A 15,705-nucleotide genomic window follows, 5' to 3' on the forward strand; every position below is an offset into this window, starting at 1 on the left:
GGTCCGGTAGCTGTTCCGGCTCCAGGTAACCATTCGGTTTCGACTGCAATCCATTCACCGTGATGCTCCGAATAACCAGTCGTGAATCACACCCCACGGCCGGTACAGGCCGGTTGCGGGCTGTTCGGGGAGTGTCGAGCTGTAGAACGGAGTGATTGATGAGATCGTCGGCCACCGGGGTCGATAGCAGTTCGTCGGCAGAAGTTTCGGCCGAACCGTTTCCGCTCACACCCGCGCAGACAGCGATGTGGTATGCCCAGCGGATCCAACCCGAGATCCCGCTCGTCGTCGTCGAGTACGTGAAGTTCCACGGGGATCTCGATCCGGGTCTGCTGCTGTATGCGATCGAGCGTTTCGGCGTGGAGACCGAGGTCGGTCTCCAGCGCATCGTCCAGATCGACGGAGTGCCCCACCAGGTGGTCGATCCGCAGACGCGACCGGGATGGGCGCGGCTGGATCTGCGGTCCGAGCCGGACCCGGACGCCGCGGCGCTGGCATGGATGAAGAAGGACGCGCGCACTCCGGTGGACTTCGACCACGACCCGCTGATCTTCAATGCCGTACTGCGCACCGGGGATCGCGACTACATCTGGTACTCCCGGGCCCACCACATTCTCGTCGACGGCTACGCGGCGATGAACGCGCTGGTCCGCACCGCGGAGATCTACACGGCCTATCACGAATCCCGGGAACCCTCGGTCTCGCGTGCCACCCCGCTGGCCGAGCTGTACGAGGGCGAGCGCCAGTACCGGAATTCGCAGCGGTTCACCAACGACCGCGCCTACTGGAGCGAAATCCTCGACGGTGCCGGAGAAGTCGTCAGTCTGTCCACCGTGGCCAATCCGCCGGCCACCGCGGACGCGGGTCGTCGGCTGGCCACCGCGGTCCTGAGCGAGGTCACCGAGGCCTCCGTCGCCGCGGCGGCGACCGAACGCAACGCGACCGATCCGACCCTGTACGCCGCCGCCATGGCCTGCTACGTCCGGGCCATGACCGGGGAGAACGACGTGGTACTGAGCCTGCCGGTATCCGCGCGCACCACGGTATCGCTGCGCCGCTCCGCCGGGGTGGTGTCGAATGTGGTGCCGCTGCGGATCCGGTTCGAGGCCGGGACGACCGTCGAAGATGTGGTGCGGGTGGTGGAACGCCAGATCACCGGTGCCCTCCGGCACCAGCGGTACCGGCACGACGATATCCGGCGCGACTGCGGTTACGACCGCGATACCCGGGGCTTCTTCGGTCCGATGATCAACATCATGCTGTTCAGCAGGCCGCTGCGCTTCGCCGACTGCGAGGTATCGGTCCATGTGCTGGCCACCGGCCCGGTCGAGGACCTCTCGGTCAACCTGTACAACGGTGACGGCGGCCGGGTCCACCTCGATTTCGAGGCCAACCCGCTGCTCTACAGCGACGACGAGGTGGCCGCCCACCACCGCCGGTTCCTGGGCTTCCTGGACCGCTTCCTCACCACCGGATCCGACACCCTCGTCCGGGAACTGCCCGTACTCACCGACGCCGAACAGCGGCAGGTGCTGTACACCTGGAACGAGACGGCGGCCGAGGTCGGCACCGGGACACTCGCGGGAATCTTCGCCGACCGGGTGCGGCAGTGCCCGGATGCCGTGGCGGTGGAGTTCGAGGGTGCGGCGCTGACCTACCGGGAACTCGACGCCCGGGCCAATCGCCTGGCCCGGCGGCTGATCGCGGCGGGCGCCGGCCCGGAGCAGGTGGTCGGGCTGTGCCTGCGGCGCAGTATCGAACTGGTGGTCGCGATGTACGCCGTGATCAAGACCGGTGCCGCGTACCTCCCGCTGGACCCGGAGCATCCGGTCGCGCGGCTGGCGGGGATCGTGGACCGGGCCCGTCCGGTCGCGCTCCTGGTCGCCGTTCGCGACCGCCTCGAACTGCCCGGCAATGCCGAACTACTCGCGGTCGACACCGTCGATCTGTCCGGTTTCGATCCCGCCCCCGTCACCGATGCCGACCGGATCGCACCGCTCCGCGCGAACCACCCCGCCTATCTGCTGTACACCTCCGGTTCCACCGGCGCCCCGAAGGGAGTCGGCATCACCCACGAGGCCATCGTGAACCGGCTGCGCTGGATGCAGCACGAATACCCGCTCGACCACACCGATGCCGTGTTGCAGAAGACGCCGGCGACCTTCGACGTGTCGGTATGGGAGTTCTTCTGGCCGCTGCAGACCGGCGCGCGGCTGGTGGTCGCGCGCCCGGACGGGCACCGCGATCCGGCCTACCTGGCCCGGACGATCCGCGAGAAAGCCATCACCACCGCGCATTTCGTGCCCTCGATGCTCTCCGTGTTCGTCACCGATACCGAGGTCGGCGACTGCACGTCGCTGCGCCGGGTGTTCTGCAGTGGTGAAGCGCTGCCGCCGGCCACTGTGCGGGATTTCCACGCCGCGCTGCCGGGCACGCGGCTGCACAACCTGTACGGGCCCACCGAGGCCGCGGTCGACGTCACCTATTGGCCCTGCCCGCCGGACCCCGAATCGGTCCCGATCGGCTCGCCGGTGTGGAACACCCGCACCTATGTTCTCGATGCCGCGCTGCGCCCGGTGCCGCCGGGCGCGGTCGGGGAGTTGTACCTGGCCGGTGTGCAGCTGGCGCGCGGCTACTTCGGCCAGGCGCCGCTGACCGCCGAACGGTTCGTGGCCGATCCGTTCGCCCCGGGCGAGCGGATGTACCGCACCGGTGATCTGGCCCGCTGGCAACTCGGATCCGCGCGGAGCCGCCGCGGGGTGCTCGAGTATCTGGGCCGCACCGATTTCCAGGTCAAGATCCGCGGCCTGCGCATCGAGCTCGGCGAGATCGAATCCGCGCTCCTGGCCGACGAGCGGATCGCCCGCGCGGTCTGCGTCGCCCACCGCACCACCGCCGGCGATCAGCTCGCGGCCTATGTGGTGGCGCGCGGCGGGGCGGACCTCGAACCGGACGCGGTCCGCGCGGGCGTGGCCCGCTCGCTGCCCGGCTACATGGTGCCCGCCACGGTCACCGTGCTCGACGAACTGCCGCTGAACAGCAACGGCAAGATCGACCGGGCGGCGCTCCCGGCCCCCGGCCCCGCCGAGCAGCGGACCCGGGTCGCGCCGCGCAACGAGGTGGAAGAAGTGCTGGCCACTATCTTCGCCGAACTGCTGGGCGTGCCCGAGGTCGGTATCGAGGACGGCTTCTTCGAACTCGGCGGGAACTCGCTGGTGGCCGCCCGCGCGGTCGCCCGGATCAACGCCGCCCTCGGCACGGCGCTGACCATCCGCGATCTGTTCGAGGCCGGCACCATCGCCGAGCTGACCGATCGGTTCTCCGCCCATGAACCGGATCTCGCCTCACCGCAGCTGGCGCCGATGGTCCGGCCGGACCGGATCCCGCTCTCCCCGGCCCAGCAGCGGCTGTGGATCCTGAATCGTTTCGCCGAGCACGCCGCCGCCTACAACATGCCGCTCGCGGTCCAGCTCGACGGGATCCTCGATATCGAGGCGTTGCAGGCCGCGCTGTCCGATGTACTGGAACGGCACGAGAGCCTGCGGACCACCTTCCCCGAGTCCGGCGAGGGCCCGTACCAGCAGATCCATCCGGCCGCCGACGCCGGGCTCACGCTCGAGGTGATCGAGGCCGACAGCGCGCGGATCACCGATATGGCAGCCGAATTCGTCTCCCGGCCGTTCGATCTGCGCACCGAGTTCCCGGTCCGGGTCGCCCTGTACGCCCTCGACGAGGACCGCCACGTACTCGTGCTGGTACTGCACCACATCTGCGGGGACGGCTGGTCGGTTGTGCCGCTGGCCCGGGATCTGACCACCGCGGTCGAGGCGCGGGTCGCCGGCCGGGCACCGCAGTGGACTCCGCTCCCGGTGCAGTACGCGGATTTCGCGCTGTGGCAGCGGGAGCTGCTCGGCGAGGAATCCGATCCGGGCAGTGCGCTGAGCCGCCAGATCGCCCACTGGCGGGCCGAACTGGCCGGGCTGCCCGATCAGCTCGACCTCCCGCTGGACCGCCCGCGTCCCGCCCGCCGCTCCACCGGAGGCGGGCGGGTCTCGTTCACCATCCCGGCCGGAACCCGCGCCGCGGCCGCGGAACTGGCGGCCGCGCGCGGGGCGAGCATGTTCATGGTGGTGCACGCCGCGCTGGCCACACTGCTGGCCCGTATCTGCGGTAGCACCGATATCGTCATCGGCACCCCCATCGCGGGCCGCAGCGATCCGGCGCTGGACGAACTGGTGGGCATGTTCGTCAACACCCTCGTGCTGCGCACGGAAGTCGATCCCGGCGCCGATTTCGACCGGATGCTCGATATCGTCCGGGAAACCGATCTGAACGCCTTCGCCAATGCCGACGTTCCGTTCGAGCGGCTGGTCGACGTGGTGAACCCGGAGCGCTCCGGGGCGCGTCACCCACTGTTCCAGGTGATGCTGTCCTACGACAACGCCGGTGAACTCGAACTGGCGTTGCCGGGGGTGCGCACCGAGATCCTGCCGCTGGACGGGATCATCGCGAAATTCGACCTCCAGCTCGAGATCCACGACGACAATGCCGGTGGCGAACTGCACGCCGAGATCGGTTACGCGACCGACGTGTTCGACGAGCGCACCGTCGCCGCGATCGCGCGCAGGTTCGTCGCCGTGCTGGACGCGGCGGTCGGCAACCCCCGGCGGCCGGTCGGCGATATCGAGGTGCTGGAACGGCGCGAGCGCGGCAACCTGGTGCCGCTGGCGGGCGGACCCGCCGAACCGCCGGTCCTGCTGGCCGATCTGTTCGGCCGGTCCGCGGTCAAGGACCCCGACGGGGTCGCCGTCCGTTACCGCGGGCGGAACACCACCTATCGGGAACTGGACGAACGCGCGAACCGGCTGGCCCGGCTGCTGATCGAGCAGGGTGCCGGGCCCGAGACCGTGGTCGCGCTGGCGCTCCCGCGTGGTCTGCACGCGATCACCGCGGTCTGGGCGGTGGCCAAGACCGGCGCCGCCTATGTCCCGGTCGATCCGGGGTACCCGGCGGACCGGATCGCCCATATGCTCACCGATTCCGGCGCCCGGCTCGGGGTCACCGGCCGGGAGCAGGTCACGGTGCTGGCGGAGGCGCCCGGCGCCGTGGAGTCGTGGCTGATCCTCGACTCGCCGGAGGTCGAGACCGACTGTGCCGCTGTATCCTCGGCGCCGATCACCGACGCCGACCGGATCGCGCCGCTGCGCGCCGCGCATCCGGCGTACCTGATCTACACCTCCGGTTCCACCGGTACACCGAAGGCTGTCGTCATCACCCACGCCGGGCTGGCCTCCTTCGCCGCCGAACAGTGCTATCTGTTCGGGGTCACCCCGGCCGCCCGCACCCTGCATTTCTCCTCGCCGAGTTTCGACGCCTCGGTGCTCGAACTGCTGCTCGGCTTCGCCTGCGGGGCCACCGTGGTGATCGCGCCGCCGGATGTCTACGGCGGCGCCGAACTCGCCACGCTGTTGCGGGCCGAGGCCGTCACCCACGCGTTCGTCACCCCCGCCGCCCTGGCCACGGTCGACCCGTCCGGGTTGGACCAGTTGCGCAGTGTCATGGTCGGTGGGGAGGCGTGCAGTCCCGAACTGGTGGCGGCCTGGGCCGACCGGTATCGCATGCACAATATGTACGGGCCGTCGGAGGCGACGGTGGCCGCCACCATGTCCGGCCCGATGCGTCCCGGCCGCCCGGTGCCCCTGGGCCATCCGGTGCGCGGTATGCGCTTGTTCCTGCTGGATTCCCGGTTGCGTCCGGTACCGCCCGGCACGCCGGGTGAGCTGTACGTCTCGGGACCCGGTGTGGCCCGCGGCTATCTGGGCCGGCACGGCCTGACCGCGGCCCGCTTCGTGGCGAGCCCGTACGGCCGGCGCGGCGAACGGATGTATCGCACCGGAGATCTGGTGGTGGCCGACCGGACCGGCCGGCTGCGCTTCCTGGGCCGTGCCGACGACCAGGTGAAACTGCGCGGTTTCCGGATCGAGCTCGCCGAGATCGACCACGTGCTGCGCGCTCGTCCCGGGGTGCGGGCGGCGCTGACGGTGGTGCACACCGACGCGCACGCCCGGCAGCGGCTGGCGGCCTATCTCGTCGCCGACACCGCGGTGGACCCCGCCGAGGTGCGGGCCGCCGTGCGCGCGCAACTGCCCGCGTACATGGTCCCGGACGCCGTCACCGTGCTGCCGGAATTCCCGAAGGCGCCCTCGGGCAAGCTGGACCGCAAGGCGCTGCCCGAACCGGTGTTCCTGAACACGGGCATCACCTCCCGTGCGCCCGCCACCGAGGCCGAGCGGCGGGTCGCCGAGGTCTTCTCGGAGGTGCTGGGCTGCGCGGTGACCGGCGCCGAGGACCCGTTCTTCGACCTGGGCGGCAACTCGCTGCTCGCGACCCGGCTTGTCGCGGAGCTCTACGACCGGTTCGGGGTGGATCTACCGGTCCGCGCGGTGTTCGAGGCCCCGACCGTCGCGGCGCTGACCGAGGAACTGCTGCGGACTCCGGCGACCGCGCGGATCCCGCTGGCCGCCTACGATCCGCGGCCCGCGCGGCTGCCGTTGTCGCTGCCACAGCAGCGGCTGTGGTTCCTCAACCGGTTCGCTCCCGAATCCAGCGCCTACAACATCGCGTTCGTTCTCGATATCGACGGTGCGCTGGACATCCCCGCGTTGCGGGCGGCGCTCGGCGATATCGTCGAACGGCACGAGGTCCTGCGCACCGTTTTCCCCGCCGACGGTGACGGCGCCCAGCAGCGCATTCTGCCCGCGGCGTGGGCGCTGCCGACCCTGGAGCCACAGGCGACCGATCACGCCGGGGCCGAGGCCGCGCTCCGGGCCACGGCCACCACCGGTTTCGATCTCACCGCGGCGACGCCGTTGCGGGTGATACTGCTGCGTACCGGGACGGACCGCTACCGGCTCGGTGTGGTGCTGCACCACATCGCCGCCGACGGCTGGTCGATGGGACCGCTGATCCGCGACCTGGCGCTGGCCTACCAGGCCCGCCGAGCCGGAGCCGAGCCGCAGTGGTCGCCGCTGCCGGTGCAGTACGCCGATTTCGGGCTCTGGCAGCGAGAACATCTCGGTGACGAGGCCGATCCGGACAGCCTCGCGGCCCGCCAGCTCGGATACTGGCGGGATCAGCTCACGGGCCTGCCCGACGAACTACCCCTGCCCTACGATCGGCCCCGCCCCGCCGAACCCGAGCAGACGGCCGCCTCGGTCCGGCGCCGTATTCCGGAGCCGGTGCGCCGCGCCCTGGTGGACCTGGCCCACATCGAGGGCGTGAGCCCGTTCATGCTGCTGCGTTCGGCGCTGGCGGTCCTGCTGCGGGCGGTCACCGGCGGCCGGGACATCGCCATCGGGACCCCGGTCGCCGGGCGCACCGATCGCCGGCTCGGCGAGCTGGTCGGGATGTTCGTCAACACACTGGTCCTGCGCTCCGCGGTCGATCCGGCCCGCCCGTTCACCGAGCTGCTGCGCGGCGACCGGGACACCGAACTGGCCGCGCTCGCGCACGCCGACATCCCCTTCGAACAGGTGGTGGCTGCACTCGGGCACGATCCGCGGGCCGCCGCCCGCCACCCGCTGTTCCAGGTGGCGCTCACCGTGCAGGACACGCCGGTGCCGGACCTGGAACTGCCCGGGCTGGCGGTGCGGGCGGCCCCGCTCGATATCGCGCGCGCCAAATTCGATCTGGAGTTGCGTGCCGGTGATCTCACCGACGGTGATCTCGAATTCGTCTACGCGGACGAACTGTTCGACGCGGCCACGGTCGAAACGCTCGCGGACCGGTTCCTGCGGGTGCTCGCCGCGATCGGCGCCCGGCCCGGTGTCCCGGTCGGCGATATCGACACCCGCACCGCGGCCGAACGCGACACCCTGTGCCCGGCCCGCGGCCCCGCCCCCGGGATCCCGCGCACCCTGGGCGCGCTGTTCGGTGCCACCGCCCTCGCCCACGGTCCGCGCCCGGCGCTGTACGAGGACGACACGGTACTCACCTACGCCGACCTCGACCGGCGCGCCAACCGCCTGGCCCGTGCGCTGATCCGGCGCGGACTCGGTACCGGCGACAAGGTCGCCCTCGGGCTCACCCGGTCGGTGGATTCGGTGACGACCATGCTCGCCGTCGCCAAATCCGGGGCCGCCTTCGTCCCGGTGGACCCCAACTATCCGGCCGAGCGGATCGCGCATATGCTCGCCGACTCCGGCTGCTCGGTCGGTATCACCCGCGGCGGCCACGCCGAACGGCTGCGCGCGGCGGGCGGTACGGAGATCGACTGGCTGCTGCTGGATTCCCCCGCGGGCCGCAGCGAGATCGGTGGTGAGGCCGCGGGTCCGGTCTCCGACGGCGACCGGCTGCGCCCGGTGCGGGTCACCGACGCGGCCTATCTCATCTACACCTCCGGGTCCACCGGTAAACCCAAGGGCGTCACGGCGACCCACGGCGCGCTCGCCGATCTCGCCGACGAGTTCCGGGACCGGCTGGCGGTGAACCCGACCGCGCGCACCATGCATTTCGCATCGCCGAGTTTCGACGCCGCGGTCCTGGACCTGCTGCTCGCGGCCGGGGCCGGCGCCGCCATGGTCATCGTGCCGCCGGAGGTGTACGGCGGTGACGAACTGGGCGAGTTCATGACCCGCGCCGAGATCACCCACACCTTCATCACCCCGGCCGCACTCGCCACCATCGACCACGAACGCTGGCCGCTACCGGCGCTGCGGGGTCTCATGGTCGGCGGCGAGAACGTGGGTCCGGAGCTGGTGGCGCGCTGGGCGCCCGGCCGTCGGATGTTCAACGCCTACGGGCCCACCGAAACCACCGTCGTGGTCTCGGTGACGCCGATCGCCGCCGGCCACCCGGCCGGGCTGGGTGATCTGATCCGCGGCACCCGTGCCCTGGTACTCGACGAACGCCTGCGACCCGTGCCCGCGGGAGTTCCGGGTGAACTGTATCTGGGTGGTCCCGGGCTGGCCCGGGGCTATCACGAACGTTTCGAGTTGACCGCGGCCCGGTTCGTCGCGGATCCCTACGGCCCGCCCGGCGCCCGGCTCTACCGCAGCGGCGACGTGGTGCGCTGGACCAGGAGCGGCGGGTTGCGCTATCTGGGCCGCAGCGACAACCAGGTGAAGATGCGCGGCTTCCGGATCGAACTCGGCGAGATCGCCGGCGCGCTGACCACGCATCCGGCGGTGCATTTCGCCCATGTCGAGGTACGCCGGCTCGGCGATTCGGATCGGTTGGTCGCCTACATCCATCCGGCCGATCCCGCGCGGCGTCCCGAACCCGAGGAGCTGCGCGATCATCTGAGCAGCCGCCTCCCGCGGCATATGGTTCCGGCCGCGTTCACCCTGCTCGACGAGATCCCGCTGACCCCGGTGGGCAAACTCGATATCGCCGCGCTGCCCGAGCCCCGGGTCCTGCCCGCCGCCGCACCCGGTCGCGCGCTCGGTTCGGATACTGAACGCCGGGTCGCCGCGATCATGGGCGAACTGGTGGGCGTCGCGGTCACCGACGCGGACGAGAGTTTCTTCGATATCGGCGGCAACTCGCTGCTGGCCACCCAGCTGGTGGGTCGCCTGGACGCGGCCACCGGGGTGCGGTTGCCGGTGCGGGCGGTATTCGCCGCCCCGACGGTCGCCGAACTCGCGGCCCGCCTCGACGGGGAATCCGCGGGCACCGGGGCCGCCCTGGTGCGCCGCGAGCGTCCCGAGCGGATCCCACTGTCCCCCGCTCAGCAGCGATTGTGGTTCCTCAACCGGTTCGGCGGCTCGGACACCTCGGGCGGCGCGTACAACATCCCGGTGGTGCTGCGGCTGCGCGGTCCGCTCGATCGCGCGGCGCTGCGTGATGCCCTGCACCTGGTCCAGGAACAGCACGAGACCCTGCGGACGGTGTTCCCGGAGATCGACGGGGAGCCGGTGCAGTGGGTGCTCGATACGGCCGACGCCGCGGTCACGCTGCACTCGCCGGTGGCCGGCGACGCGGGCCACGGGGCGGCGATCGAACGGTTCATCACTCCCGGATTCGATCTGTCCACCGAGATCCCGCTGCGGGCGGCGCTGTTCGTGGTGGCGCCGGACGAACACATCCTGGTGCTGGTGGTGCACCACATCGCGATGGACGGCTGGTCGCTGGAACCACTCGCCGCCGATGTGGCGACGGCCTACCGGGCGATCCGGCTCGGCGCCCGGCCGGAGGTCGACGCCGAGCAACTCCAGTACGTCGACTACACCCTGTGGCAACGGGAACTGCTCGGCCGCGAGGACGATCCCACGTCCCCGATCAGCCGGCAGCTCGACTACTGGCGTCACCGGCTGGAGGGACTGCCCGAACTGCTCGCCGTCCCCGCCGACCGCCCGCGTCCGCCGGTGCCGTCCTACCGGGGCGGCACTGTCGAAGAGCGGGTCGACGCCGGGGTGCACCGGGAATTGCGCGATCTGGCCGCGCGCCACAATGTGAGCCTGTTCATGGTGCTGCACGCCGCGCTGGCGGTGCTGCTGCACCGGTTGACCGGGGTCGGCGATATCGCCGTCGGTACCCCGGTCGCCGGCCGTGGGCGGCCCGAACTCGACCGGATGATCGGTATGTTCGTCAATACGCTGGTCCTGCGGACCCCGGTCGCCCACAACGATCGGTTCACCGATCTGCTCGACGCCGTGCGCGATGCCGACCTCGACGCGTTCGGGCACGCGGATCTGCCGTTCGAGCGATTGGTCGAGGTCCTCAACCCGGTCCGTTCCCAGGCCCACCACCCGCTGTTCCAGGTGATGCTGTCGGTGCGCGACGAACCGGTCCGCGCCCTGGAACTGCCGGGGTTGAGCATCGAGGCGATGGATATCGACGCCGGTATCGCGAAATTCGATCTCCAGTTCACCCTCACCGAATGCCGTGGCGATGGCCGAACCCCGGACGGTATCGGCGTCGCGGTGAACTACAGCGGCGATCTCTTCGACGAATCGACCGCGGCCCGGCTCGGCCGCCGCCTGGTCCGGCTGCTCGGCGCGATCGCCGCCGATCCCGCAGTGGTCATCGGTGAGCTGGAACTGCTCGAGCCCGCGGAATGGTCGGCGCTGGCGCCGCTGCGACGTGCCGATCCGGACCAGCCGTGCACCCTGGCCGAGGTCTTCGCCGCCGCGGTGAACGTCGATCGGCAGGCGGTGGCGCTCGCCGGTGCGGGTGTGGAGGTCACCTACGACGCGCTCGACCGCTGGAGCAACCGGCTGGCCCGGGTGCTGGTGGGTTACGGGGTCGGACCGGAAACACTGGTGGCGCTGGGTATTCCGCGTACGGTCGAATCGGTGGCCACGGTCCTGGCGGTGACCAAGACCGGCGCGGCCTTCGTCCCGGTGGATCCCGGCTATCCGGCCGCGCGCATCACCCATATGCTCTCCGATTCCGGCGCGGCCCTGGGGCTCACCCTGGCCGAGTACCGGGAGCAGCTGCCCGCCGGGGCCCACTGGCTGGCCCTCGACGACGCCGAGGTCCGCGAACAGGTGCTGCGGGCGTCCAGTGCCCCGCTCACCGACGCGGACCGGATCACCCCGCTGCGGATGGACAATCCGGCCTACGTCATCTACACCTCCGGTTCCACCGGAACCCCCAAGGGCGTGGTGGTCACCCACCGGGGACTGTCCAATTTCGCGGCGGAGACGGCCCACCGCTTCGATGTCCGGCCGGGCAGCCGCATCCTGCACTTCGCCACCCCCAGCTTCGACGCCGCCATGCTGGATCTGCTGTTCGCCCTCGGCGGCGCGGCCACTCTGGTACTCACCCCGCCCGGAGTGGTCGGCGGCGCGGAACTGGCCCGGGTGCTGATCGCGGAACGGATCACCCACGCCTTCATCACCACCGCGGCCCTGGCGACGGTGGACCCGGAAGGCGTCACCGATTTCCAGCACGTCCTGGTCGGTGGCGAGGCCCTGCCGGCCGAAGTGGTGGCGCGCTGGGCGCCGGGCCGCAACCTGCACAACGTCTACGGACCGACCGAGACCACCATCGTCACGGTGATGTCGCCGCCACTGGTACCGGGCGGTCCGATCCCGATCGGTGAACCGATCCGCGGTGTCGCGGCCATGGTGCTCGACGCGCGGCTGCGCCCGGCGCCGCTCGGGGTCACCGGCGAGCTGTACCTGGCCGGTGGGGCGCTCGCCCGCGGATACCACGACCGGCCCGGGCTCACCGCCCAGCGCTTCGTGGCCAACCCCTTCGGGAAACCCGGGGAGCGGATGTACCGTACCGGCGACCTGGTGCGTATCCGCACCGGCGCGGACGGCGGACCCGGCGATATCGAATACGTCGGCCGGACCGACCATCAGGTGAAGATCCGCGGTTTCCGGATCGAATTGGGCGAGATCGATGCGGCCCTGAGCCGGCATCCCGCGGTCGAGTTCTCCTACACCGCCGGACATCGTACGGCGGCGGGTGCGACCGCGCTGGTGTCGTATGTGAAGGCCGGGGCGGGCGCCACCGCCGCCGAGCTCACCGCGCATGTGTCCGAACTGGTGCCCAACTACATGGTGCCGCAGTCGATCATGCTCATCGACCGGTTGCCGCTCACCCCGGTCGGCAAACTCGACCGGTCCGCCCTGCCCGAACCGGTGTTCACCGCCGCGCAGGGTTACCGGGCACCCGCCAACCCGGTGGAGGCCGCCTTGTGCGAGATCTTCGCGGAGGTCCTCGGGGTCGACCGGGTGGGCGCCGGGGACGGGTTCTTCGAACTGGGCGGTAATTCACTGCTTGCCACGAAGGTGGTCGGCCGGGCCCGGGAGGCGGGGTACGACCTGCCGATGCAGTTGCTGTTCGGCGAATCCACCCCCGCCGCGCTGGCCGCCCGGCTGGGCGACGGGACCGCCGCCGACGCCATGGAACTGGCGCTGGCTCCGCTGCTGCCGTTGCGACCGGACACCGGCACCGGCCGGCCGCCGCTGTTCTGTGTCCATCCGGCGATCGGGTTGTCCTGGTGCTACGCCGGATTGCTCGCCGAACTGCCCGCCGATCAGCCGGTCTACGGTCTGCAGGCGCCGCAGGCGAGTGGGCGGCCCGGGTTCGGTTCGATCGGTGAAGCGGCCGAGCACTACATCGCCCATATCCGGACCGTGCGACCACACGGGCCCTACCAGCTGCTCGGCTGGTCGCTGGGCGGACTGATCGCGCACGAGATCGCCGTGCGACTGCAGGCGGCCGGCGAGGAGGTCGCGCTGCTCACCATGCTGGACAGCTACCGGCTCTCCGATGAGCTGGCCGCCGACGCCGTGCCCACCGTCGCCGAGATCCTCGGCGAATTCGGCGGCGACCTCGTCGCCGGCGGGGCGGAACCGACCCTGGCCGAGGCCGCCGAACTGTTGCGCTCCCGGCCCGGCCCGTTCGCGGCGCTCACGCTGGATCATCTGGAACGGTTGTACGCCGGCTACGCCGACGGCACCGTCCAGGCCAACGGGTTCCGGCCCGGTGTGTTCGACGGCGATCTGCTGTTCTTCGCGGCCGGCACCGACCCGGTGAACCTGGCCGCACCCGATCGCCGCCCGGCGGCCTGGCGGGACTTCGTCACCGGCGCCGTGCACGCCCGCGAACTGGCATGCACCCACGCGGAGATGACGACCCCGGAATCCCTGGCGGTGCTCGGACCGGTGCTCCGGGAACACCTGCGCGGGGCGGCCACGACATCACAGCCCGGTATCGAAACGAAGGAGAACGCTCAGTGAAGCCCGCGGTACAGATCACCGGTCTGGTGAAGTACTACGGCCGCGTCCGCGTTTTGGACGAGGTCGATATCGAAATCCCCGAAGGTACGGTGCTGGGGCTGCTCGGTCCCAACGGCGCGGGTAAGACCACCGCGGTCCGGATCGTCACCACCCTGCTGCGTCCGAACGCCGGCTCCGTCCGGGTCGCCGATGTCGACGTCCTGCACAATCCGGCGGCGGCCCGCAAACTCATCGGATTGTCCGGTCAGTACGCGGCGGTGGATGCCAACCTGACCGGTTACGAGAACCTGCGGATGGTCGCGCGGCTCTACGGGATGTCACGCGAACGCGCCGTCGCGCGGGCTCGGGAACTGCTGGGGGAATTCGGGCTCGAGGATGCCGCGGACCGCCGGGCCGGAACCTATTCCGGCGGGATGACCCGGCGCCTCGACCTGGCCGGCGCACTGGTCGCCCGTCCGCCCGTGGTGGTTCTCGACGAACCGACCACCGGACTGGATCCGCGGGCGCGCAACGATATGTGGCGGGTCATCGGCGAACTCGTGCGCGACGGCACCACGGTCCTGCTGACCACCCAGTATCTCGAGGAAGCCGACCGGCTGGCCGACCAGATCACCGTGATCGACAAGGGCCGGGTCATCGCCCGCGGCTCGGCGGACGAACTCAAATCCTCGATCGGCGGGGACCGGCTCACCGTCACGCTGGGCCCCGGGCAGGATCCGGCGCCCGCACTGCGGGTCCTGGCCGAGATCGGGATCGGCGAACCCGCCCACGAGGCGAGCGTCGACGAAGTGTCGGTGGTGGTCGCCGACGGCTCCCGCACCATGGTCCAAGCCCTGCGCCGGCTCGATGACGCAGATGTGAACGTTGTGGACGCCCGGGTGCACCGGCCCAGCCTCGACGACGTCTTCCTGTCCATCACCGGTTCCCCGGCAGCGCCGGACTCCGAGCCGGAAACCAGCGACGTCCCCGAGGAGGTCATGTCGTGAGTACCGCAGAAGTCGCGGTCGACCGAGACGGAACCACCAGCCCGACCGATGAGACGGAGGCGGAACTGGCACACGCGCCCGGCTCCCACCGGATTCCGAAGTCCACCGAACCGCGGCTGCGCTTCTTCCGCGACAGCGCGATCGTGGCGCACCGCAACCTGATCACCATCATGCGGGTGCCGACATTGCTGGTCACGGCCACGGTGCAGCCGCTGATGTTCGTCTTCCTGTTCGCCTACGTGTTCGGCGCCTCACTCGGTGGCGGCCAGTACCGGGAATTCCTGATCGCCGGGATCATGGCCCAGACCGTCGCCTTCAGCGCCGCTTTCACCACCGTGGGGCTGGCCGGCGATCTGGAGAAGGGCATCATCGACCGGATGCGCTCGCTGCCCATGTCACGGCTGGCGGTACTCATGGGGCGCACGCTGTCGGACCTGGTGGTGAGCATGGTCAGCCTGGTGGTGATGACCGTGTGCGGGTACATCGTCGGCTGGAGTATCAACGGCACCCTGGCCGAGGCGGCGCTCGCCTACGCGGTGATCCTGCTGTTCGCCTTCGCCATGTCGTGGGTCGGCGCGCTCACCGGTCTGCTCGCCCCGAATGTCGAGGTCGCGCAGAGCGCCGGGCTGATCTGGCTGTTCCCGCTGTCGTTCATCTCCTCGGCGTTCATCTCGGCCCAGACCCTGCCCGGGCCGCTGGCCACCATCGCCGAATGGAATCCGATCACCGCGGTCGCCGCGACCGGGCGGAAACTGTTCGACAACAGCGCGCCCCCGATGTTCCCCACCGCGACCGGCTGGCCGGCCGAGCACTGCGTCGAATACGCGATCATGTGCTCGGCGGCCATTCTGCTGATCGCGATCCCGCTGGCGCTGCTGCAGTACCGCCGGGTCGCCAGTCACTGACCCGGATACGACAGAGGCCGTGGCCCCCGGCAAACCCGCCGGGCAGGCCGACCATGGGCACCACGCCGCGGCCCGGCGCCGCCCCCGCCTACGGTATTGTGTAGTTCCACGCCGACC

Annotated in this window: 3 protein-coding genes; all 3 read left to right on the forward strand. The window is 70.7% G+C overall.

Annotation, left to right across the window (positions count from 1 at the left end):
* Window positions 1-158 precede the first annotated feature (158 nt).
* Window positions 159-13,697, forward strand: a complete 13,539-nt coding sequence (locus ABZV91_RS24725) for an amino acid adenylation domain-containing protein (protein ID WP_355246102.1) — start codon at window positions 159-161, stop codon at window positions 13,695-13,697.
* The gene (locus tag ABZV91_RS24730) at window positions 13,694-14,683 is read left to right on the forward strand and encodes an ATP-binding cassette domain-containing protein (protein WP_355246105.1); all 990 of its coding nucleotides are present in this window, start codon (window positions 13,694-13,696) and stop codon (window positions 14,681-14,683) included. The genes ABZV91_RS24725 and ABZV91_RS24730 overlap by 4 nt, the downstream gene beginning before the upstream one ends.
* A 92-nt stretch (window positions 14,684-14,775) precedes the next feature.
* Window positions 14,776-15,588 carry an ABC transporter permease gene (locus ABZV91_RS24735; protein WP_355246111.1) on the forward strand — a complete coding sequence of 271 codons (813 nt, stop codon included), beginning with the start codon at window positions 14,776-14,778 and terminating at the stop codon, window positions 15,586-15,588.
* Window positions 15,589-15,705: the final 117 nt, after the last annotated feature.

The organism is Nocardia sp. NPDC004568, assembly GCF_040609955.1.
In the GTDB taxonomy this organism is placed as follows: Bacteria; Actinomycetota; Actinomycetes; order Mycobacteriales; family Mycobacteriaceae; genus Nocardia.

What these genes read in the sequence shown, in the direction of transcription:
- ABZV91_RS24725 (WP_355246102.1), top strand. Translation starts at nt 159, where the DNA reads ATGAGATCGTCGGCCACCGGGGTCGATAGCAGTTCGTCGGCAGAAGTT.